This window comes from Pedobacter ginsengisoli (assembly GCF_030244015.1).
Classification (GTDB): domain Bacteria; phylum Bacteroidota; class Bacteroidia; order Sphingobacteriales; family Sphingobacteriaceae; genus Pedobacter; species Pedobacter ginsengisoli.
The window spans coordinates 900025-920943 of record NZ_JASSYX010000001.1; the positions used below are offsets into that span (position 1 = coordinate 900025).

Annotated in this window: 18 protein-coding genes; 11 read left to right on the top strand and 7 right to left on the bottom strand. The window is 44.2% G+C overall.

Annotated elements, in window-relative coordinates; all coding sequences use genetic code 11:
- Positions 1-13: 13 nt before the first annotated feature.
- Entirely contained in the window at positions 14-319 is a 306-nt protein-coding gene (locus QEP08_RS03985) for a hypothetical protein (RefSeq protein WP_285056006.1), read from the top strand.
- A 15-nt stretch (positions 320-334) separates the two neighbouring features.
- On the opposite strand, the gene QEP08_RS03990 is transcribed toward QEP08_RS03985, so the two are convergent.
- From QEP08_RS03990 to QEP08_RS04000, 3 genes are all read right to left on the bottom strand, one after another.
- The gene (locus tag QEP08_RS03990) at positions 335-2023 is read right to left on the bottom strand and encodes a sodium/sugar symporter (protein ID WP_285056007.1); all 1689 of its coding nucleotides are present in this window, start codon (positions 2021-2023) and stop codon (positions 335-337) included.
- 84 nt (positions 2024-2107) lie between these two features.
- Positions 2108-3433: a xylose isomerase gene (gene xylA, locus QEP08_RS03995; protein ID WP_285056008.1), complete on the bottom strand. Its 1326-nt coding sequence runs from the start codon at positions 3431-3433 to the stop codon at positions 2108-2110.
- Between the two features lie 28 nt (positions 3434-3461).
- The gene (locus QEP08_RS04000) at positions 3462-4940 is read right to left on the bottom strand and encodes a xylulokinase (protein WP_285056009.1); all 1479 of its coding nucleotides are present in this window, start codon (positions 4938-4940) and stop codon (positions 3462-3464) included.
- A 93-nt stretch (positions 4941-5033) separates the two neighbouring features.
- Here QEP08_RS04000 and QEP08_RS04005 point away from each other — a divergent pair, with 93 nt between their 5' ends.
- The 7 genes from QEP08_RS04005 (at position 5034) to QEP08_RS04035 (ending at position 13621) form a co-directional block, all read left to right on the top strand.
- The gene (locus tag QEP08_RS04005; protein WP_285056011.1) at positions 5034-6062 is read left to right on the top strand and encodes a LacI family DNA-binding transcriptional regulator; all 1029 of its coding nucleotides are present in this window, start codon (positions 5034-5036) and stop codon (positions 6060-6062) included.
- Between the two features lie 75 nt (positions 6063-6137).
- Positions 6138-6737, top strand: a complete 600-nt coding sequence (locus QEP08_RS04010; protein WP_285056012.1) for a TetR/AcrR family transcriptional regulator — start codon at positions 6138-6140, stop codon at positions 6735-6737.
- Positions 6734-7984: a beta-ketoacyl-ACP synthase II gene (gene fabF / locus QEP08_RS04015; RefSeq protein ID WP_285056014.1), complete on the top strand. Its 1251-nt coding sequence runs from the start codon at positions 6734-6736 to the stop codon at positions 7982-7984. The genes QEP08_RS04010 and fabF overlap by 4 nt, the downstream gene beginning before the upstream one ends.
- Positions 7985-8238: 254 nt before the next feature.
- On the top strand, positions 8239-9867 hold the full coding sequence (locus tag QEP08_RS04020; RefSeq protein ID WP_285056016.1) for an acyl-CoA carboxylase subunit beta: 1629 nt from the start codon (positions 8239-8241) through the stop codon (positions 9865-9867).
- A 100-nt stretch (positions 9868-9967) separates the two neighbouring features.
- A complete protein-coding gene (trxB, locus tag QEP08_RS04025) occupies positions 9968-10930 on the top strand; it encodes a thioredoxin-disulfide reductase (protein ID WP_285056017.1) in 963 nt (320 codons plus the stop codon).
- Positions 10931-11055: 125 nt separating this feature from the next.
- A complete protein-coding gene (locus QEP08_RS04030) occupies positions 11056-12960 on the top strand; it encodes a beta-N-acetylhexosaminidase (RefSeq protein WP_285056019.1) in 1905 nt (634 codons plus the stop codon).
- Positions 12961-12982: 22 nt separating this feature from the next.
- A complete protein-coding gene (locus QEP08_RS04035; protein ID WP_285056020.1) occupies positions 12983-13621 on the top strand; it encodes a hypothetical protein in 639 nt (212 codons plus the stop codon).
- Between the two features lie 8 nt (positions 13622-13629).
- Here the strand turns inward: QEP08_RS04035 and QEP08_RS04040 are convergent, their stop codons facing one another.
- Both QEP08_RS04040 and QEP08_RS04045 read right to left on the bottom strand, forming a co-directional pair.
- Positions 13630-14262, bottom strand: coding sequence for a response regulator (locus QEP08_RS04040; RefSeq protein ID WP_285056022.1), 633 nt, complete (start codon positions 14260-14262; stop codon positions 13630-13632).
- Positions 14255-17233, bottom strand: coding sequence for a ligand-binding sensor domain-containing protein (locus QEP08_RS04045; protein ID WP_285056023.1), 2979 nt, complete (start codon positions 17231-17233; stop codon positions 14255-14257). The genes QEP08_RS04040 and QEP08_RS04045 overlap by 8 nt, the downstream gene beginning before the upstream one ends.
- A gap of 103 nt (positions 17234-17336) precedes the next feature.
- Between QEP08_RS04045 and QEP08_RS04050 the strand changes: the two genes are divergently transcribed.
- Together QEP08_RS04050 and QEP08_RS04055 are read left to right on the top strand one after the other, a co-directional pair.
- On the top strand, positions 17337-17672 hold the full coding sequence (locus tag QEP08_RS04050; protein WP_285056025.1) for a helix-turn-helix transcriptional regulator: 336 nt from the start codon (positions 17337-17339) through the stop codon (positions 17670-17672).
- Between the two features lie 26 nt (positions 17673-17698).
- Positions 17699-18133 carry a hypothetical protein gene (locus QEP08_RS04055; RefSeq protein WP_285056027.1) on the top strand — a complete coding sequence of 145 codons (435 nt, stop codon included), beginning with the start codon at positions 17699-17701 and terminating at the stop codon, positions 18131-18133.
- Positions 18134-18273: 140 nt separating this feature from the next.
- Here QEP08_RS04055 and QEP08_RS04060 read toward each other — a convergent pair whose 3' ends face one another.
- The gene (locus QEP08_RS04060; protein WP_285056028.1) at positions 18274-18873 is read right to left on the bottom strand and encodes a hypothetical protein; all 600 of its coding nucleotides are present in this window, start codon (positions 18871-18873) and stop codon (positions 18274-18276) included.
- Entirely contained in the window at positions 18860-19357 is a 498-nt protein-coding gene (locus tag QEP08_RS04065; RefSeq protein ID WP_285056029.1) for an RNA polymerase sigma factor, read from the bottom strand. Before QEP08_RS04065 ends, QEP08_RS04060 begins: the two co-directional genes overlap by 14 nt.
- 134 nt (positions 19358-19491) lie before the next feature.
- Between QEP08_RS04065 and QEP08_RS04070 the strand changes: the two genes are divergently transcribed.
- Positions 19492-20919 carry a dicarboxylate/amino acid:cation symporter gene (locus tag QEP08_RS04070; RefSeq protein ID WP_285056031.1) on the top strand — a complete coding sequence of 476 codons (1428 nt, stop codon included), beginning with the start codon at positions 19492-19494 and terminating at the stop codon, positions 20917-20919.

Below are 20919 nucleotides of genomic sequence, written 5' to 3' on the forward strand. Positions count from 1 at the left end.
AAATTTAGCAGATATGAGAAGGCAGTTTTACATTTTACTCAGTCAGAAAACTTTATCCGGTTATACCACCTATGGACAGTTCTGGTTAGGATATAACCGTTCAGTAGCCACGGATATCTTTAGCCAGCTTAAAGAAAGCGAAAAAGACCCCTCGCAGCTGATGCTGCACCTGGACTTCATGGAATGTGTAGATGAAATCCCGGTAAAGATCAAAACGATCTGCTGCACACTTGAAGATTATGCCTCAAATTGTAAACTAATTGCAAAAGAACTGTTCCGGACTTTAAACCTGGAAGGGCAAAAGCCCGATCCGTTATAAAGTTCTGGTTTATGACTACCAGTAAATCGTATACAAGGCAACCAGCAAACCACAGATGATCAGTGCGCCAACCGCAAAGCTCCGGCTGGTTTTGAACATACTGCTGTCTATTTCCAGTCCTTTGGCGATTACGCCGCGTTTGGTTTCATAGATACTGATCAGGTACATCACAACTATAGAGATCAGGAACACAAAACCCATACGGTCTATAAACGGAATTTCGTAAAGCATGCTGCCGTCCTTTTGGGTAACCAGTTTAGAGAAACCTGAGGCGCTCAGGAACTCCAGGTTCATCACAAAAGGAAGGAACTTGAAAGCTACCGAAAGCACAAATCCGCCGATTGTGGCAAAAAGGGCTGCATTGGAAGTTGTTTTTTTCCAGAAGAATCCCAGGATGAACATGGCAAAGATACCAGGTGAAAAGAAGCCGGTATATTCCTGTATGAACTGGAACCCGCCTTTTTTATCAATACCCAATAGTGGTGCGATGACGATGGCAATGATCATGGCGGCGATCACAGTGATCCGTCCGACCACTACTTGTTTGTCTTCATGAGCGGTTTTATTGATCACCTTTTTGTAGATGTCCAGTGTGAATATCGTAGCGATGCTATTGGCTTTACCTGCAAGGGAGGCTACGACCGCTGCGGTAAGTGCCGCGAAGGAAAGACCTTTTAACCCTGCAGGCAGAAGGTTAAGCAATACCGGATAGGCGGTATCGGGCGCAACTTCGCCGCCCTGGCTCATCGCGGTTTGAAAATCTCCGTATCCTTCTTTGTACAGGACATAGGCGGCTATACCTGGCAATACCACGATCACAGGCATTAATAGTTTTAAGAAAGATGCAAAAAGAATCCCGTTGCGGGCAGTTTTTATATCGGCTCCCAAAGCACGCTGGGTAATGTATTGGTTACAGCCCCAGTAGTTGAGGTTAACGATCCACATACCGCCGATCAGGACGCTGAGTCCCGGGAGGTCAAGGTAATTTTCATTGTCTTTCTTGAAGATCATATGGAAATGGTCCTCCGCTTTTTCACTGAGCAGGTTAAATCCTTTGAGGACACCACTGGATCCGAAGTGGGTAGCGACCAGGTCGAGGGCCAGATAGGTTGTAGCCAGACCACCCAGAATGAGGAAAAAGACCTGGATGACGTCTGTATATCCGATTACTTTCATACCGCCGAGCGTAATGATGATGGCAAAGAACGCCAGCAGGTACATACATGCGGTAAGGTTGATCCCTGAAATGCTGTGGATGGCCAGCGCGCCTAAATAGAGAATAGAGGTCAGGTTGACCACTACATAAAGCAATAACCAAAATACAGCCATGATCATCGCTACCGTGCCGTTATAACGCTGGTGCAGGAACTGAGGCATGGTATAGATCTTGTTTTTCAGGTACACAGGAATGAAGAAAATGGCCACAATCAGCAGGGTTGCCGCTGCCATCCATTCATAGGTAGCAATCGCAAGGCCCATCTTAAAGCCTGAACCGCTCATCCCGATGAATTGCTCTGCGGAAATATTAGAGGCAATGAGCGACGCTCCGATGGCCCACCAGGTCAGGGAATCTTTGGCAAGGAAAAAGTCTTTTGAGTTTTCGTCTTTGGCTTTTTTTTGCCGATAGACCCACCAGCCATAAAAGGCTACAATAAAAAAGTATACCAAAAATACGGCATAATCGAGCATTCCGAGTGTCTTCATCAGTTTAGTTTGGTTTTTAAAAAGGGTGTCCGAGTTAAATTCGGACACCCTTTGGTTCTTGTATTTATCGGGTCAATTTAATGATTAAATATATCTGTTGATCAGGTTTTCTAAATATTCTTGTCTTCCACTGATCGTTTTAGGCTCGCCATTAGCTATTGCGTAGTCTCTCAGGCTTTCCAGTGTTACATTTCCGGTTTCAAATTCTTTTCCTGCACCGGCGTCGAACGAGGCGTAGCGCTCAGATCTTAATTTTTTGTATTCGGATTTCTGAAGAATATTGTCTGCAATGATCAAAGCTCTTGCAAAGTTGTCCATACCGCCAATATGTGCGTGGAAAAGATCTGCCTGATCGGTTGAGTTTCTGCGGATCTTCGCATCGAAATTGATACCTCCGGTCTGGAAGCCACCTGCCTCTAAAATGATCATCATAGATTCTACCAGTTCGTTGAGGTTGGTCGGGAACTGGTCGGTGTCCCATCCGTTTTGGTAATCACCGCGGTTGGCGTCGATTGATCCAAGCATTCCTGCATCAGCAGCAACCTGAAGTTCGTGCTGGAAGGTATGGCCGGCAAGTGTTGCGTGGTTTACTTCCAGGTTCAGTTTGAAATCATCAAGCAGGTCGTATTGTCTCAGGAAGCCTATTACTGTTGCCGCATCATAGTCATATTGGTGCTTGGTCGGCTCGCATGGTTTTGGCTCAATATAGAATGTACCTTTGAAACCGTTTCTTCTGGCGTATTCTTTGGAGGCATGCAGAAATTTCGCGAAATGTTCCTGCTCACGTTTCATGTCAGTATTCAGCAGGCTCATGTAGCCTTCACGACCACCCCAGAATACATATCCTTCACCGCCAAGGGCGATAGTGGCATCCAGTGCGCCTTTTACCTGTGCAGCACCATGGGCCAGCACATGAAAGTCGGGATTGGTCGAAGCGCCGTTCATGTATCTTGGATTGGAAAACAAATTGGCTGTACCCCATAACAACTTGATGCCTGTTTGTTGTTGTTTCTCTTTCGCATAGGCAGTTAAAGCCTGCAGCCTGCGGTCATTTTCATTGATGTCTGTGCCATAATCAACAACATCCAGATCGTGAAAGCAATAGTAAGGAATGCTCATTTTTGTCAGGAACTCAAAAGCAGCATCCATTTTATCTTTAGCTCTTTCTACAGGGTCACTTTTTTTGTCCCATGGAAAAATATGTGTCGGCGCGCCAAAAGGATCTGCACCGTTGCCGCAGAAGGAATGCCAGTAAGCTCCGGCAAAACGCAGGTGGTCTTTCAGTTTTTTTCCGGCAACAACCCGTTCTGCGTCGTACCATCTGAAAGCAAGAGGATTATCGCTTTCAGTTCCCTCAAATTTAATGTTTCCTATTCCTTTAAAGAATTCGTTATCAGAGTTTAATGTCATGATATATGGTATTAATTGGTTAATGATTTTAGTGATTAAGTGTTTTGCTGAGCAGTTGTTTCCATTCCTGGTATTCCTGCTCAAGGTTTGTTTTTCCCGGTTCGATGACTCCAAGCGGCTTTTTGTTGGTAAATGCCTCGCTGGCTGAACTGTAGACTCCGGCACCGATACCGGCACCAATGGCTGCTCCATAGCTGCCGTCGCTTTCATGGAGCTCTACGGGTACGCCTGTAATGTCAACAAAGGACTGTGTAAAGATCTCGCTCAGGAAGAGATTGGATTTGCCGGCCCTGATGACGGATGGCTTCATGCCATTTTCTCTGAGGATGTCCAGACCATAACGGAAAGAAAAGGCGATGCCCTCCTGGACCGCCCGGAACAAGTCTGGGGTGTTGTGCAGGTTGAGGTCTATATTCCCGAAATGGGCGCCTGTGATCCTGTTGTTCAGCATGCGCTCTGCGCCATTGCCAAACGGCAGGACCCGGAGTCCTCTGCTTCCTGCCGGAGCGGAGGCACTCAGCTCATTGATGGTGTTGTAGTCCAGATGGCTGCCAAACTGTGCCCTGGCCCAGCGGTACATGCTTCCTGTGCCGTTAATGCACAATAAAACGCCGAGCCGCTGCTGTTCCGTAGTATAGTTTACATGGGCGAATGTGTTTACCCTTGATTCTTTATCGTACAATAAATGATCGGTGACACCATAGATCACTCCCGACGTTCCTGCTGTGGCCGCAACTTCACCAGGTTCAGTTACATTTAAAGAGAGCGCATTGTTGGGCTGATCACCTGCTTTATAACTGACCGGGATGCCGGATTTTAAACCTAATAAATTTGCCGCAGTACTGCTGAGCTGCCCGTGACTGGAAAAAACCGGCCTGATCTGCGGGATTACAGATTCGCTGAAACCGTAATAATCCATAACATCTTTTGAAAGGCTTTTGGTTTTGAAATCCCAAAATACTCCTTCAGAAAGGGCGGAAATACTTGTGGTTGCTTCTCCTGTCAGCTTTAGTGCAATGAAGTCACCCGGAAGCATGATCCTATCGACCTTAGCATAGATTTCAGGCTCGTTGGCTTTGACCCAGGCCAGTTTAGATGCTGTAAAATTGCCCGGTGAATTGAGCAAATGTTCCAGTGCATGGACCTTTCCTATGGTTTCAAAAGCTTTTTCACCGATTTCCACGGCCCGGCTGTCACACCAGATGATGCTGTTTCTAAGGCTGTTCTGATTTTTGTCCACCATGACCAGTCCGTGCATCTGATAAGCGATGCCGATTGCGGCGATGTCCTGCGGGTCGTAGGCTTTCTTTGCATTACAAATGGAAATGGCTTCCTGAACGTGCGCCCACCACATATTGGGTGACTGTTCTGCCCAACCGGTTTGCAGTGCAATGATTTCCGTTTCTTGTTCAGGGTAGGTAGCCGTGGCTTTGATATTGCCATTTGCAGCGTCCACTACCGAAATTTTTATAGATGATGTACCAACATCAATACCTAATAACAGCATTTAAGTTCATATTTGTTTTCAAGACGAATCTAAACAAAAAATTATAAAGAACAATCGATTGCATTAAAATATTTTGCCATATTTACATCTTGTATGAAGAATCAAAAAAGGACAACGATTTACGACATCGCCAGAAAACTCAATCTGAATGCATCTTCGGTATCCCGGGCGCTAAGCAATACCAGTAAAGTAAGTGAGGCCACCAAAAAATTGATATTTGATACGGCCAAAGAGATGAACTACCAGCCAAATAGTCTGGCATCTAACCTGAGAAGAGGATCCAACCGGACTATAGGTGTCATCGTACCACGCATCAACCAGAATTTTTTTGCCAACGTGATCGCGGGCCTGGAGGAGATTACCTATGAGCATGGATACAACCTGGTGATCTGCCAGTCTAACGAGTCTTACGAGCGCGAGGTGGAGTGTGTCAATACTTTGATCAACCAGCAGGTGAACTGTATCGTAATCTCGGTAACGGCAGATTTTCAGGACGATGAACACATCAGGAATATATTGAAACACGGGATACAGCTGATCCAGTTTGACCGTGTTGCCGACAATGTGGATACGTTTAAGGTATTAAACGACAACAGGCAATCTTCTATTGAGGCGATCAGCCACCTGATCGGACAAGGTTACAAAAGAATTGCCTTACTGGAAGGACCACAGAACCTGAACATTTTCAGACAACGGAAAGAGGGTTATCTGGAGGCATTAAGAATGCACGGTTTCGATATCGTACCTGAACTGATGCGGGAGAATGCCTGGACCCAGGAATTGAGTGCCACAGCAACCAGGGAATTGTTGAGTCTGCCCAACCCGCCGGATGCGATATTTGCCTCTACTTCGGATTTTTCTGCATTGGGCGTCCTGGAGGTTGCTACTAAAATGGGCATCAGCGTACCGGACCAGCTGGGAATCTGCGGGTATTCCAATGAAGCATTTACCGAAATCACTAGCCCGTCCATCACCACCATTGATCAGCATAGCGTAGACATGGGCAAGGCCATAGCCAAGCTTTACTTTAAAGAGGCAAGATCCGAGGCCGAAGTTTCTGTACCGAGGATCATCAACATACAGCCTCAATTGATCATCAGAGATTCCACACTTAAAAATTAATTGTAATATTAAATCGTTAATATTTGGTAAATTATACCGAAAGGTATAATTTTGATCTGTCAATTGATTTTTGATATGGCTAAAGCAGACCGCACCAGGCAATTTATTATCGAAAAAACTGCTGTATTGTTCAATACTAAGGGGTATTCGGGCACTTCATTGTCAGATATTACTTCGGTGACGGGCCTTACTAAAGGAAGTATCTACGGGAATTTTGCCAATAAGGATGAAGTTGCCATCGCAGTCTACGAATACAACAGCGGTATGCTGAGCGATAAACTGGATGAGGCGATCAGCATCACCGGATCTGCGGCCGAGAAACTGATTGCTGCTGTTAATTTTTACCGGGACAACTGGCGGGCAGAGTTTGAAGGCGGTGGCTGTCCGATATTGAATGCTTCAGTAGAGGCAGATGATAGCCTGCCTTTTTTGAGGGAAAAAGTCCGGGAAAGCATTCGCAGCTGGGGCCTGAAGCTGGATAAGATCATCAGGGAAGGGCAGGAGTGCGGGGAGTTTAAAACAGATATTGTTTCCCGGGATTACGCATATACTATCATTACTTTAGTAGAGGGCGGAATTATGCTGGGCAAGATCACCGGCGATGAAAAGCATTTGTTCCTTGCATTGGACAGGATACTTAGAATTATAAAGGAAGACATAATAAATAATATATGAAAAGAGTAGTAGTGACAGGTTTAGGTGCTGTAACCCCCCTGGGTAATACAGTAAAAGAATTTTGGGATAACATTGTAGCAGGCAAAAGCGGTGTTGCAGCGATCACAAAATTTGACACTTCAAAATTCAAGACTAATTTTGCTGCCGAGGTTAAAGATTTTGACGCTGAGGTATATGTCGACAAAAAAGAACTGAAAAAATATGACCTGTATACACAATATGCCATTGCGGCGAGTGACCAGGCCATCAAAGACTCGGGGCTTGATTTTGAAGCCATGCCTGAGGAAGAACGCTATGAAGTAGGGGTGATCTGGGCTTCAGGTAACGGTGGGATCAGTACTTTTGAACAGCAATTAAAAGAGTATCACCTGGGTGATGGTACGCCAAGGTTCAGTCCATATTTTATTCCGAAGATGATCGTGGATATAGCTGCGGGAGTGATCTCGATCAGGCATAAATTGCATGGTCCGAACTACGCTACTGTATCCGCCTGTGCATCTTCAAATACAGCTATCATCAGTGCATTTGATACCATCCGTTTGGGTAAAGCGACGATTATGGTTGCGGGAGGTTCTGAGGCAGCCATTACAGAATCTTCTGTCGGCGGATTTAATTCTGCGCACGCATTGTCTAAAAGAAATGACGATCCTGCAGGGGCTTCCCGCCCTTTTGATATCAGCAGGGATGGCTTTGTAATCGGCGAGGGAGCCGGCGCACTGATCCTTGAAGACTACGATCATGCAGTAGCGCGTGGTGCGCATATCTATGCGGAGATGGTCGGCGGTGGTATGGCTGCTGACGCTTATCACCTGACCGGTACGCCTCCTGATGGATTAGGCGCTTCACTGGGTATTTCGAAGGCATTGAAAGATGCAGGGATCACTCCGGATAAAATAGATTACATCAATGCGCATGCAACTTCTACCGGTCTGGGTGATGTGGGTGAGCTGAACGGAATTAAAAAGATCTTTGGCGACCATCCGGTTGCTATCAGTGCAACTAAATCCATGACCGGGCATTTGCTGGGTGGTGCCGGTGCGATAGAGAGTGTGATCAGTGTGCTGGCTACGGTAAATGACATCATCCCGGGAACGATCAACACTACGGAACTGGATCCGGAAATCCCTGCGGGATTAAACATCATTTTAGGTAAGTCGGTGTCTCAGCCTGTAAACTATGTTCTGAACAATACTTTTGGATTTGGCGGACATACGGCTACGTCTATATTTAAAAAGTATACAAAATAAGAAGTATAGTAATTAAGAAGTATAGTAATAAGGAACCCTTAATTTTTTTGTACGGTCGTCATTGCGAGGTACGAAGCAATCTCATCAAGTGCGGGATTACTTTGTATCTCGCAATGACTTTTATAGCGCTTATCTTAACTCCAGACAAAATATTTAAAGCAATCTAACATTGAATTTGAAGCGATAACGTAGATTTGAACCAAAGCCTGATCCGGACTTTTGTTACCACAAAAATTACCTATAACTTGGCAGCGATGGATATAGAATTCAACAAGAACGAAGACTTTAACAAACAGTCGGTTTACGGTTTAAAGACCCGGTTAAAGACCATATACAAAGGCGGCGGGGACAAGAACGCTGCAAAGCAGAAAGAAAAAGGCAAAATGCTGGCACGTGAACGTATTGCGTACCTGATTGATAAAGGAAGTGAATTCCTGGAGCTGGGGGCCTTTGCGGCAGATGAGATGTATCAGGAACAAGGCGGATGTCCTTCTGCCGGTGTGGTCTGTGGCATTGGCTACGTGGCGGGCCGGCAATGCATGATCGTGGCCAATGACGCAACCGTAAAGGCAGGTGCCTGGTTCCCAATGACTGCTAAGAAGAACCTTAGGGCACAGGAAATTGCGATGGAAAACAGGCTGCCGGTAGTCTACCTTGTAGACAGCGCCGGTGTTTATCTGCCTATGCAGGACGAGGTCTTTCCTGACAAGGAACACTTTGGCAGGATGTTCAGAAACAATGCGATCATGTCTTCAGAAGGGATTGTTCAGATTTCAGCCATTATGGGTTCCTGTGTGGCAGGTGGTGCCTATCTTCCGGTCATGAGCGATGAGGCGATGATCGTAGATGGTACCGGCTCGGTATTTCTCGCGGGTTCATACCTGGTCAAATCTGCAATAGGTGAGGATGTGGACAATGAAACCCTGGGCGGGGCGACCACTCATTGCGAAATTTCGGGAGTAACCGATTATAAACATCCGAATGATCAGGCTTGCCTGGACAGCATCAGAAATATCATGAGTATGCTGGGTGCGCCGCAGACAGCCGGATTTGACAGGATCAAAGCTGCGGTGCCAAAACTAAATCCGGAAGACATTTACGGACTGCTGCCCGAAAACAGGGAAAAGCCTTTTGATATGCTCGAAATCATTCAACGCCTGGTGGACAATTCTGAATTTGAGGAGTATAAAAAATTATACGGACAGAGCATCATTTGCGGACTGGGACGGATTGACGGCTGGGCCGTGGGGATAGTAGCCAACCAAAGGAAAGTGGTCAAATCAAAAAAGGGTGAGATGCAGTTTGGCGGGGTGATCTACTCGGACAGTGCCGACAAAGCAACGCGTTTTATTATGAATTGCAACCAGAAGAAGATTCCCCTGGTATTTCTGCAGGACGTGACCGGATTTATGGTGGGCAGCAGGTCTGAACATGGCGGCATCATCAAAGACGGTGCGAAAATGGTGAATGCGGTAGCCAATTCAGTTGTGCCTAAGTTTACCATCATCATCGGAAATTCTTATGGTGCGGGTAACTATGCCATGTGCGGGAAAGCTTATGATCCGCGGCTGATCTATGCCTGGCCAAGTGCTAAAATTGCCGTGATGGGCGGCGCGCAGGCGGCTAAGGTACTGCTGCAGATCCAGGAAGCATCCTTAAAAGCAAAGGGCGAGGTTGTGGATGCTGAAAAAGAAGCAGAATTACTAAAAGAGATCACAGACCGGTACAATAGCCAGACCACGCCGTATTATGCAGCCGCAAGACTTTGGGTAGATGGAATTATCGATCCCCTGGATACCCGTAAAGTCATATCGATGGGCATAGAAGCTGCGAACCAATCGCCAATAAAGAAGCAATTTAACGTGGGTATAATCCAAACCTGAGGAGATTTATAATCCACATATCACATTGTTGCATTTCTTGCCATCAACGGTTTGTGCAATATCCGGATAAAGCGTAAATTTGTACTATAATAATCAATATATGTCAGAAGAAACAGAACATGTTCAATGTTTAATTATAGGTTCAGGCCCTGCAGGATATACAGCCGCGATTTACGCCGCCCGTGCAGATCTTAAGCCAGTTATGTATACGGGTATGGAGCCCGGCGGTCAATTGACCCAAACTACCGATGTCGATAATTTCCCGGGTTATCCCAATGGGATAATGGGCCCGGAGATGATGGAAGATTTCCGCAAACAGGCGGAACGTTTTGGAACAGATATCCGTTTCGGATATGTGAGTTCGGTAGATTTTTCTTCTCTGCCACATAAGGTGGTTGTAGATGAAATTAAAACCATTACAGCGGATACCGTGATCATTTCTACTGGAGCCACGGCCAAATGGCTGGGTTTGCCAAGCGAGCAGAAATATAACGGTTTTGGAGTGTCTGCCTGTGCCGTGTGCGATGGTTTTTTCTTTAAAGGACAGGATGTAGCCATTGTTGGAGCAGGTGATACTGCGGCCGAGGAGGCGACCTACCTGGCCAAGCTTTGCAAAAAAGTATACATGCTGGTTCGCCGTGATGAATTCAGGGCTTCAAAAGCCATGGTTCACAGGGTACTGAATACTCCGAATATTGAGGTAATCTATAATTCTGAGGCCAAAGAAATACTGGGCAATGGCAAGAATGTAACCGCTATTAAAGTATTCAACAACAGGACCGGTGCCGAAACTGACATTCCTGTAGAAGGCTTTTTCGTTGCCATCGGGCACAAGCCAAACACAGATATCTTTAAGGGCTGGCTGGATATGGATGACACAGGTTATCTGATTACTACTCCGGGTACCTCGAAAACGAATGTGGAAGGTGTTTTTGCAAGCGGGGACGTTCAGGACCATTATTACCGCCAGGCCATAACAGCTGCAGGTTCTGGTTGCATGGCAGCTTTAGATGCAGAGCGCTACCTGGCCGCTAAGGAACACGAAATTAAAGTGCTGTCATAACCGAAAGGTTCATATTAAAGCAAAAAGGGCAGGTTCATGGCGAATCTGCCCTTTTTTTGTCCTTTTTACTTTAAGATTTTTTATATTGGGCTTTAAATTCAAACGGAAACAGATAACCACATTACATGAAAAAAATCTTAACATTAACTTTATTGGCAGCTATGTCGATCGGTGCCTTTGCACAAACTGACGCAAACATGGGCATCATTCCTGCACCGGTTTCAGTGACAAAGAAAACAGGGACATTTAAATTAGATAAAACAGTGATACTGGTATCTGCTGATGCCAAAAACGCAAAGATGGCTGATTTGCTCAATGCCTATATCGTTACCAAAGGTGGATTTTCATTAAGGGAATTGAAGGCTTCGGGATCAGCCGACAGGGCGATCATCATCACTTCAGCCGGTGCAGATCAATTGCCTGCGGAAGGATATAAGATCAGCATTACAGATAAAAAAATGACCATCACCGGTAGAAATGCAGGCTTGTTTTATGGCATACAGTCAGTAATGCAGCTGATGCCTGACAAGCAAAATAACCAGATCCTGATCAATGCGGCCGAGATCAGTGACTATCCGCGGTTTAAATACAGGGGCATGCACCTGGATGTTGGCAGGCATATGTTTCCCGTTGCATTCATCAAGAAGTATATTGACCTCATGTCGCAGTATAAATTGAACAACTTTCACTGGCACCTGACTGAGGACCAGGGATGGAGAATTGAAATTAAGAAATATCCAAAGCTCACCAGTATTGGCAGCAGCAGGAACGGAACGATCATAGGACGCCATCCTGGTGTGGGAACGGACAATACTGTCTATAAAGGGTTTTATACACAAGACGAAGCAAAGGATGTAGTAGCTTATGCTGCTGCACGCTACATCAATGTAATCCCTGAGATAGAACTGCCCGGACATAGCTCTGCAGCTATTGCTGCTTATCCTGAATTGAGCTGTTTTCCGGATAAAGATACCTTTGTGGATGAGAAAACACCTTGGTCTGGTTCAAGAAAAGGCAAACAGGTACAGCAGCAATGGGGAGTATTTGACGATGTGTTCGTGCCTACAGACAATACTTTTAAATTCCTGGAAGATGTGCTGGATGAGGTCATCGCAATTTTCCCATCTAAATACATCCACATCGGTGGAGATGAGAGCCCTAAGGAATACTGGAAACAGAGTGAGTTCTGCCAGCAGCTGATTAAGAAACTTGGTCTGAAAGATGAACATGAGCTGCAAAGTTATTTCATACAAAGAATAGAGAAATACATCAACTCAAAAGGCAGATCGATCATTGGCTGGGATGAAATACTGGAAGGCGGACTGGCTCCTAATGCAACAGTGATGTCCTGGAGAGGCGTGGATGGCGGTATAGCTGCTGCAAAGCAGGATCACGATGTAATCATGACCCCAGGCGGTCCTATAGGACTATATTTTGACCATAAACAATCTTCTTCTGCCGATGAACCTACAAACATCGGGGGTCTTGCTCCATACTGGATAGCCTATGCTTATGATCCCATGCCAAAAGAACTGACTGCTGATCAGCAAAAACATGTGATCGGGGTACAGGCCAATGTATGGACGGAGTACATCCAGACACCTGCCAAAGTTGAATATATGGTACTGCCGAGAATGTTCGCCTTATCTGAAATCGCATGGAGCCAGGTGGCCCGAAAAGACCTGAAAAATTTCTCGGAGGAAAGAATACCTGTACATCTGGCAAGACTGGACAAGACAAGTACAAATTACTGGGTTCCGGCACCTTTCGGCCAAAGTGACAAGACCCTGAACGGAGAAGATTTTAATATTGAGCTGAAAGCGCCGTTGCCGGGAGCGAAGATCTATTATACTTTAGATTTGAGCCGTCCTTCTGAAAATGCTACCTTGTATTCAAACGCAATAAAAGTTAATGTGCCAAAAGGTCAGAAAAGGGTATTGAAAACAATTGTGATCACTCCCGGCGGAAAGCGCAGCGTAGTTACAGAAACGATATTGAATAATGGCGCTCCGGATGTAAAAGCAAAATAAGTTTGCATTAACAGAACAGACAATGAGATTGATAAAATATTTTTCCAGGCAGCCCTATTTCCTTGCAGGGCTGCTTTTAATGGCCTCCTGCGGTGACGCTGGTTCAGATAAAACTGCTGAAGTGAAACCTGCTGTCAGCAGTACCGGTACGCCTGCCGGCCCGTTTCCGTTTTACAAAAATATTGAGATCAGACCGGGGATCAGCTTTGAAGTTGTGAGTTGGGGCAAAGGTGTTGATAGTATTGGCGGCTACCTGATTTTAAGAACTGATTCGGCGAAAAACAGCTTTAAGTCCTTATCCAATGAGCGCGAAGGAATCATTACGGATGCCTGGAATATGGATATGGACAATGACGGCGATCCCGAGATCTATATCGAGATGCTGAGCAAAAAGAATGTTTCAGATCTGAATGTTTATGAATATTCGGGGGGAAGTTTTAACAAGATCACTTTTCCGGGTCTGAGCAGCAGTTTGAAAAAAAATTATGGAGGCAATGATAAATATACGATCAAAAACGGTGACCTGTTCCGCAGTTTCCCGCTGGTAAATCCTAAGGACAGTACGCAAAAAGCAGGAGAACTTAAAACTGTTCAATACAGGCTTAGCGGCAATAGCTTCTCCACTTCGGAAGTGAAGCCAGATTCAGAAACAAAAGAATAGAAGACCAGTTAGATCAGCCTGTTCTGCCTGGCAATGTTAATCGCCTCCGATTTGGAGTTGACATTGAGCTTGATGTAAATGTTCTTTACATGTGTTTTCACTGTTTCTATTTCGATAAACAGTTCCTGGGCGATTTCACCACGGTCTTTACCCTTTGAAATGAGTTCGAGGATCTGAGTTTCCCTTTTTGTGAGCGGAGAGTTCTGGTTCTTTTGCAAAGACATGATGACTGTCTTGGCTACATCAGGACTCATTGGCCCGCCACCCTGCATCACTTCTTTTATGGCTTCAATTATTTTTACGGATGAGGTGTTTTTAGTAAAATACCCAGAGGCGCCGTTTGCCAGGGCGTCGAGAATGATCTTTTCTGTCTCGTAGACCGTAAGCATAATGATGTAAACATGCGGGAAAAGTTTTTTCAGTACAGGCAGGGCATCAATGCCACTGGTGCCCGGGAGTTGTATATCCAGGATGATCACATCCGGATTGTCCTTAATGATCTTGTGCCTGGCTATGTCGAAAGAAGGGTACGTGCTGACAACGGTATATGGAGAAGTGTGGTTAATTAAATACGCATACCCTTCTCTGATGGTTTCATCATCTTCAATGATGACTATTCTTGCATCCGCCTGATTATACATTCTTAAAATGTGCTGGTGTCGAAAATTTAACAATTAAACATACGGCAGTTCCTCTTGGACCCGAACTTATATTCAGATCTGCATTTATTCTTTTTGCCCTCACATACATATTGTTTACACCGTGTCCGTTTTTACCGTGTTCAGTGTCAAACCCGTTTCCGTCATCTTCAAGCGTAACCCGCAAAACCTCATTGTTTAACTTTGCTTGGTAACTTACGTTTTTCGCTTTTGAATGTTTCAGTACATTGTTTATCGATTCTTTAAATATCATCAGCATGTTTCTGCTCACATCGAGTGAGAGCTTAGTGTCCTTGCTGATGTCTATGTCAGATTTAAAAACAATTGCTGTATCATTGAACATTTCAGTGCCAAACTCCCTTATATGATCCAGCAATTGAATTAATGTGTCATTTTTGGGATTCAGCGACCATAAAATATCTTTAGTCCCGGTATAAAGTTCATCCACATTCGCACTGATCTTTTTAAGGATGTTCCTTTTTTCTGTATCATTTTGATCTATCATACTGCTCAATACTTCTGATAAGACGGTGATCCTGGTCAGTTTGTTACCCAGGTCATCGTGAAAATCTTCTGCTGTCTGCTTTCTGATCTTAAATTGTTCTTCGAGCTTTATTTTTAACCTGAGTTTTCTCTTGCGTTCATTGAGGGTAAGTATAATATACACGGCAAGCATGATCACCAGAATGATAAGAACGACCATGAGAAGCCTGAAAATATTAGTCTGGTAATAAGGCGGCAGAATCTCAAAAGAGAATGATGCTGTGTTTAAAGAGATTAAACCGTCCCTGGTTACAGCTCTGGCCTGGAAAGTGTATTTTCCGGGAGGAATTGACGTAAAACTCATAGAAGAACTGCTGCCGGGCTGGCTGTATTTATTGTCCAGCCCGATTAACCTGTATTGATACAGCAGGTCATTTGGACTTGCGAGGTGTATGCCGGTAAAGCTGATATTAATATGGTTGTGGCTGTAAGGAAGCACAAATGCTCTGTTGAGCTCATGTTCCTTATAAGAGAATCCCGAGGTGTCTGTGTTCTTAAGTTTTTTATGGTTAGGGAATACACTAACTGAGTTGATGAATATATACGGGTTTATTTTTTTTTCAGCAGATGGATCCAGACCGAAAACGACAACTCCTTTTGTGGTGCCTATCCATACGTTGTTGTTGTACTGGAGAATCGCATTCTGGTTGCATTCTACAAGGGGTGAATCTTCACTGTTGGTATTGATCACACTGTAGTCTGAAGAATTCAGCCGGTTTATGCCCCTGCCTGTTCCAACCCAGATTGTCCCGCGTCTGTCTTTAAGCAGGCTGTAAATGTGGTCTGCAGCAAGCCCGGACTTACTGTTGAGACTCTTTGTTTTACCGGTTTTGTGGTTCCAGATGATCAAACCATAGTCAGCAGTTCCAAACAAAATATTGTCTTTATCCCGCAGCATGCAAAGGATGCTGGATCCGTTGAGCGCTTTTATGTTCATCGGAATTGCTTTCTGCTGGTTAGAGATGAGCCAGGCACCGTCCTGAGTTCCGGAGATGATGGAGTCCCTGCCCATCTCCAGGAGGCTGCCTCCAAACTGACCGGTGATGCGGATCCGCTCTTTTGTAACCGGATCATAGGTGATGACACCCATATTGGTAGATAACCAGATTATACCCCTGCTGTCTTCGATTATTGAATTGTAGGCAATATGGTCGTTGAGGTCATCCACTCTTTTTATGCTCTTGCCGTCATGCATCCATAGTCCGCCTCCTGGTGTTCCTATCCATATGTTCTGCCGTTTGTCATTGTAAAGGAAGTTGATGCGGTAGGAATCTTCATCCTCAGACGGGATGACCAGATTTTTGATTTTTTGATTTTGTACGTATTCGTATAATCCTCCGTAAGAACCCATCCAGATGCTGCCTGGTTTTGGGCCTCTGGCCAGTGCCATTACGATGCGGCTGTTTATCCCTTGTGTTTCATCAAAGGTGACATAACTGTTGTTGTTAAACCTGAACAGGCCCGAACCATCTGTACCCAGCCAGATGTTGTTTTCAATATCTCTGAATATTTCATTGACTACATTATCCGTAAAACCATTTTTTGAATTGAAATGTGTGATCTGCGCTGGCGTGATATAGTAAGCACCGCTGTTTGTTCCAATCCAGATGGCGTCTTTAGCGTCCTGGGCTATAGCATTGCACCTGAAAGGTATTTCTGGATGGATCCTTGATGTGATTCCATTTTGGAGAATGAAGACACCTTTTTCGCTAAGTAGCCATATTTTGTTCTTTTCGCCGCGGTCAGCCAGCAGATCTGTTATCCATAAGTCTTTCAGATCATCATGTGAAGGAATTGCATGCCATTTGCCGTTCTCAAAATAATAGATCCCGTTCCTGAAGACGGCAGCCCATAACCTGCCTGAGGAGTCGGTATTAATTGCAGAAATTGTCTCCTTCTGATCATCAGTTACCCGGATCAGCTGCTCATTGTTTTCCGTGACCTTAAAAAGACGGTCGCCCCTAAGGTAAAAGACGTTTCCGCTTTTGTCGGAAATCATTTTGCCAATCCAGTTTTTGTTGTAATTGAAGTTGTAAAAACTATGCCCGTTGTAACGGGAGAGGCCCCAGGACGAACCAATATAAACACGGTTCTGCTTGCCGGCAGCAATGGCCAGTGCAAAGTTGCTGCTTAGCCCGTTTACTTTTGTATAGTTGGTGAACTGCTTACCATTAAAACAGCTTACACCACCAAGAGTAGTCATCCAGAGCCTTCTTTTACCGTCTTGCGCGATTGCGGTAACCTGTGACTGGGTAAGTCCGTCCTCTATATCGTACTGTTCAAAGTTATAGCGCTGAGCGAAGCCTTCGATTGAACAGGCGAAAAGAAACCAGAATGTAAATAAGATCCTTTTATACAGCACTGTTGTTAAGAATACACGGTTTAGCCCTAATGTAAATATAGCTGTCAATATACCATTTAAAAATCACCCCTGTGGGGGGATTTTTCATCTCCATTAAAATATACCCCTTTAAGGGTGAAAAGAAGGTGCAAATAGCTGGGTAAATTTGACTATGAACAATAACGTTGATGCAGAGATCTTAAGGAGGCTGTCACTGGCTGAAGATTACATCGTTAGCAATTACGACAGGAATATAAAACTGGATGATATTGCCTGGGCCGCATGTCTGTCAGTTAACCATTTGCTGCGGACATTTAAACAAACCTACCAGCAATCTCCCCACCAGTATCTCACCAGATTCAGACTACAGCAAGCCCGGCATTATTTAAAAAACACAGATTATCCGGTAAATGAAATTGTGGCAATGGTCGGTTTTGAATGTCCAAGTTCGTTTATCAGGCTTTTTAAAAGTTCATTTAATGTAACACCCGGCCAGTATAGGTTTTAGAAATCAAAAAATAAAAAATAGAAGTCATGAAAGGAAAAATTTTATGGTATGCAGTGATGCTGAGCATCACCACTACCGTTGCCAATGCAAGACCAGATTATCCGTCTAAAAGTGTGAATGCCAAGGCCAGCAATGTCATAGAAGCATTTGTCGATGCGCATACACACGCAGATGCCGCATTATTCAACGCGATCTTAAACAGCAGTGCAATATTAAAATTAAACAGGCAGGACGAAGTCGTGACACATACTAAGAGCCAGCTGGTGACTTTTTACAAAAGGGTAGGCCTGATGAACCTGAATTGCAGCTCAGGTTATGAAGTGCTGTCCTCAAGCGAATGTGTGGTGATGGCCAGGGTTGATTTTAAATTTCCTGAATTCGTCCAGCAAAATTATGTGACCATTGAGAAAGACAAAAAAGGGTTGTGGAAAATTACACAGATCAACAGGTTTAGCATTTAGTAAATGATTGGTGATTTTCGCTTATTGCAATCACAACCGCAGCACTATATTTGAGTTAGGAAACCCTGTAATAGATTTGGATAAATTTAATTTGGGTTAGTTAATAATAAAAGTCATCCGGCGAAAATCGGATGACTTTTTTATTGGTGTTCATTGAACTGTTCACTGATGCGCTCAAATTTTTCGATCAGCAGGTCCAGGCGTTCTTTTTCCCGTTTCATATAGGCTCTTCTCAGGACGGTTGCACACAGCGCCATCCAGAAAATGGTAAAGGCAATTATTCCGGTCTGAAGGACAGGACTCAAATTACTCAGCACTTCATAGAAATAAAAGATGAACCCAAGAGACATTGCTGTTGCATAAAACCAGTACAGCTTATTGTAGATGGTAAATTTGTTCAGCTGGTATATTTTTAATTTGGACAGGAATGCACTTGGATGTTCTGTAAAGTCGTTTTGCCTGATGATTCTATAGTCTTTATATAATATAAGTGTAGAAATAGCCACTGAAATAATGATGATGATTAAACCGGCCTGGGTTGTCCATGAATTAAAGGGGGAAAATACCAGTAGCGCCACAATAGCGGTAAAGGATAAGATCATTCCGAAAATATTGAAAAGAGACCTTGTCCTGATGCTTGTCACTTCCTTTTTTGCCTGTTGCAGCATTTCACCAGATGAGATCTTTACCTCAACAGAATGTGATTGCCAAAGCGATTGTATATGATCAAATTCCTGCATGCTGATTGTATAATTCTGTAAGTTTTAATTTAATACGGTGAATTTTTACCCTTAGGTTTCCTTCACTGATCCCTGATATCTCTGCTATTTCATTATATGGCAATTCATCCAGTACCATGGTGATGATCAGACGGTCATTCTCTTCAAGTTTCGATATTGACTTGTAGAGTAATGCAATCTGTTCGTTCTTCTCTGAAAGCTCTTCCGGCCTGTTCTCTATGATGTTATCCGTCAGTTCGTCTTTCGCCTGGCGTTTTTCTGACCTTAAATAAGTCAGACAGGTGTTGACCGCAATCCGGTAGATCCAGGTAGAGATCAATGACTTGTTGCGAAATTTGTCCAGATTTTGCCAGACTTTTAAAAATGTTTCCTGTAACAGATCGTTCGCCGAATCTTCATCACCGGTATAGCCGTAGCACAAATGGAATATTTTCTTTGAGTTAGTATCGAAAATCTGCTTAAATAACTGGTCCTTTTGTTCCATTAATTAACTGCTGTTGATGATTTGATCGCCATATCCATAATTTGTTACAGCATCAATAGAGCCCAAAAATAATAAATGTTTGCGGGCTTGGTGCAATTAATTACTTTTGTTGCAAATCAAACAAACCTTAATATATGAAACAAAACCGCGTTGGGTTAATCACTTTGTTGTTTATCACCGTTGCAGCGCTGTTAGGTGTTTTAAAGGACTTCGGTATTGCTAATGTCCCGGACAATGTGATGATGACCGTCCGCTGGCTGCTGGCTGTGGAACTGGTGGTTTACGCTGTAATCAAGAAAAACCTGACAACATGGATCCTGGTTTGTATGGTATTGGGCATCTTCGTCGGAATAGATTATCCGCATGTGGCTGTTGCCCTTCAGCCGTTGAGCAAAGGGTTTATAAAATTAGTAAAAACCATTGTGGGACCTATATTATTTGGAACACTGGTTTATGGGATCGCCGGACATTCCGATTTAAAACAAGTCGGCAGGATGGCATGGAAATCTATGCTGTATTTCTACTTTGCCACGACTATCGCGTTGTTCATCGGATTGGCGGCTATAAACCTCACCCAGGCAGGTGTGGGTGTGAATATTGAGAATATGCCGCACAATGAGCTGCCAAAGCCTGTAAAGGACATCGCCGATGAGAGTATACTAAGTACACTGCCTCATGGTGTGCACTGGTTGTATAAAACCCTGGCCTTTTTCAGAAACATTTTTCCTGAGAATATTGTCAAATCTGTTTATGACGCACAAATTCTTCAGATCGTCATTTTCTCGGTTATTTTCGGTATAGGTCTGGCTATGGTGGATGAAAAGAAGCGGAAACCTATGGTTGATTTCTGCGAAAGCTTGTCAGAAACCATGTTTAAGTTCACCAATATCATTATGTATTTTGCGCCAATAGGGGTTGGCGCCGCTATGGCCTATACTGTAGGGCATATGGGAGTGGATATACTGAAGCATCTTTTCATGCTGGTAGCTACTTTGTACATGGCATTGATTGCCTTTATTCTCCTGGTATTACTGCCGATCGCATTATATATCAAACTGCCGATATTGAAATTTATAAGCGCGATAAAAGAACCCGTGTCCATTGCATTTGCAACAACAAGTTCCGATGCCGCTTTGCCAAAAGCGATGAGCGCGATGGAGAGGTTTGGTGTGCCGCGTAAAATTGTATCATTTGTAATCCCGACGGGTTATAGTTTTAATCTGGATGGCACCACATTATATCTTTCCCTGGCATCGATATTCGTCGCGCAGGCTGCGGGAATGCATCTGTCATTTGGTGAGCAGTTGCTGATTGTCTTTACACTAATGATCACCAGTAAAGGAGTAGCAGCGATACCGAGAGCATCTTTGATCATTTTGATCGCCACAGCAGATCAGTTTGGACTGCCGACCTTCATTATTGCCGCTATTTTAGGGATCGATGAGTTGATGGATATGGGCAGGACATCATTGAATGTAATCGGAAATTGTCTCGCGACGGTGGTGGTCGCTAAATGGGAAGGTGAATATAACCCTGATCAGGTTGAATTGAAAGAATCTTAA